The 2,316-nt window shown below is 67.2% G+C and carries 2 protein-coding genes; both read right to left on the bottom strand.

The genetic code is table 11. From position 1 onward, the window contains the following. The coding region (locus EN914_RS32500) for an alpha/beta fold hydrolase (RefSeq protein ID WP_127389546.1) at positions 1 to 1,196 on the bottom strand (1,196 nt) is incomplete at its 3' end. A gap of 14 nt (positions 1,197 to 1,210) precedes the next feature. Further along, positions 1,211 to 2,185, bottom strand: a complete 975-nt coding sequence (locus tag EN914_RS32495) for an alpha-ketoacid dehydrogenase subunit beta (protein ID WP_024503996.1) — start codon at positions 2,183 to 2,185, stop codon at positions 1,211 to 1,213. Positions 2,186 to 2,316 lie beyond the last annotated feature (131 nt).

Genomic DNA, 2,316 nt, shown 5'->3' with positions numbered 1-2,316 from the left:
GCAGTGAAGCCCGGCGCGCGGGCCGCATGGGCGACCGGGATGACGCGATCGAGCCTGCCCCAGATGAGCCGCGTCGGGACGGCGAGTTCGCCAAGCGCGCCCGCGAGATCGAAACCCTGCGTGCCGTCCGGGAACAGGCTTTCGGCCATCGCAGTGAGCGCGTCGCGATTGCCGGTCTTTTCCAGCTGTCTGAGTGCGGCCTGCGCATAACCGATCGGCAGGGCCGAGGGGTCGCCGACCATGACCGCCAGCCATCGCTCAAGCGCCTGGACGGTTGTTGCGCGGGCGAGCCCGGCAAGGAAGCCCGCATTGATCTCGGGGCCGAGCCCGCCAGGGGCAAGGAGTGTGACAGAGCGTACCGTAAAACGGCCCAGTCGTGCGAGCGCCAGAGCCGCCGCGCCGCCGAGCGAATGGCCGACGAGATGGGCATTGCCGACGCCCATGCCCTCCAGCCGGTCGGAGAGGAGGAAGGCGATCTCCTCGATGCTGCTTGCAGGTCTTGCCGCTTCCGTACCATGGCCGGGCAAGTCGAGGCTGATCGTCTCGATCCCCGGCCCGAGCAACGGGACAACCTGCCGCCACACGGAGCGATCCGCCCCGAAGCCGTGGATGAGGACCACCGGCACCGTCTGCCGGGCCGGCGCGGCGACAGGCGATGCCTGGACTGCGGCTGGCGCCCGCTGGCCTGCACCGTCCTGTTCGTTCGTGCGAGCGGCAAGGGTGGCATCGATGTCGCGCTTCTTGATTCGTCCGCGCGGCCCGCTTCCCGAAATGGCGGCAAGGTCGAGCCCGGCCGCAGCGGCAAGCCGCCGGGCCAGCGGGCTGGCGATCGGGCGGCTGCCAGGCTGCCGGATGGAGGAAGAGGCTTCGTCAGCCACAAGCTCGCGCGGATTGGCTGCCGCGGCGGCTGCTGTCGCCGGCCCGACCGAGGCTGGCTGGCCAGCCATCGGTTTCTCGTCCGCGATCGTGCCGAGCACGGCGCCTACCGGCGCTTCCTGTCCCTCGGCGAAGAAGATTTCGGCCAGCCAGCCGTCGCGGTCGGCTTCGATCTCGGTTGCTGCCTTGGCTGTCTCTACGGTGACGAGAAGATCACCGGTCTTGACCGGATCGCCCGATTTCATCGCCCAGGCGATCACCAGTACGGTTTCCATATATTCGCCGCCGGCGCTGTCGATGCTGATCGGATGGGTCGCCATCGCCGCCGCCTCCGTCACTTCAGCGTCTTCAGCGCGGCGGCGCGGATCTTCTCGGCACTTGGCAGCATCGCCGTTTCCAGCGGCTCGGAATAGGGGATCGGCATGTCCGGCAGCGTGACGCGCGCGACCGGCGCGTCGAGCTCGTCGAAGGCGTGATCCATGATCGTTGCCGAAAGCTCGGCGGCGTAGCCGCAAAAGCGCCAGCCCTCGTTGACCACCACGGCATGGTGCGTTTTCGCGATCGAGGCGACGATGGCGTTGACATCCAGCGGGCGCAGCGACCGGAGATCGACGATCTCGGTCGAAACACCGTCGGCTGCGAGAAGATCCGCGGCTTTCAGGGCCTCGACCACCATCTTGGAGGTGGCGAATATCGAGATATCGCTGCCTTCGCGCAGGGTTGCCGCCTTGCCGAGCGGCACGGTCACATCGCCTTCCGGCACCTCGCCGCGGGTGTTGTAGAGCAGCTTGTGTTCGAGGAAGACCACCGGCTGGTCGTCGCGGATCGCGGCCTTCAGCATGCCCTTGGCGTCGGCGGGCGTCGAAGGAGCAACGACCTTGATGCCGGGTATGTGGGCAAGCATGGAATCGAGCGACTTGGAGTGCTGCGCACCGGCACCGGCGCCGCCGCCGCCCTGCGTACGCAGCACGAACGGCATCTTGACCTGGCCGTTCCAGATGTAATTGTAGATCGAGGCCTGGTTGACCAGCGCATCGAGCGTCAGCGGCACGAAATCCGCATACATGATTTCAAGCACCGGTCGCGTGCCGGTCATGGCGGCGGTCACGGCCATGGCGGTCAGCGCCTGTTCGGAGATCGGCGTGTCGCGCACCCGCGTTCCGCCGAATTCCTCCATCAGCCCCTTCGTCACCTTGAAGACGCCGCCATAGCGGCCGATGTCCTCGCCGAAGACGAAAACGGAAGGGTCGGCCTGCATCTCTTCGCGCAGTGCCGCATTGAGCGCTTCGGCATACCGCATCATGGCCATGTCAGTGTGCCTCGCTGTAGGGGTTGCAGGCCTCGTCGAGCGAGAATTCGGGCAGGGGATCGGACAGCGCGGTCTCGAATGCCTCGGCCACCTCGGCCTTGGCCGCCGCCTCGATGTCGGCGAGCTTGGTC

Origin of the sequence: Mesorhizobium sp. M7A.F.Ca.CA.001.08.2.1 (assembly GCF_003998455.1) — a bacterium.
GTDB lineage: Bacteria > Pseudomonadota > Alphaproteobacteria > Rhizobiales > Rhizobiaceae > Mesorhizobium > Mesorhizobium ciceri.
This window is presented reverse-complemented; position numbering and strand designations above follow the sequence as displayed.

What these genes read in the sequence shown, in the direction of transcription:
- EN914_RS32495 (WP_024503996.1), bottom strand. Translation starts at nt 2,185, where the DNA reads ATGGCCATGATGCGGTATGCCGAAGCGCTCAATGCGGCACTGCGCGAA.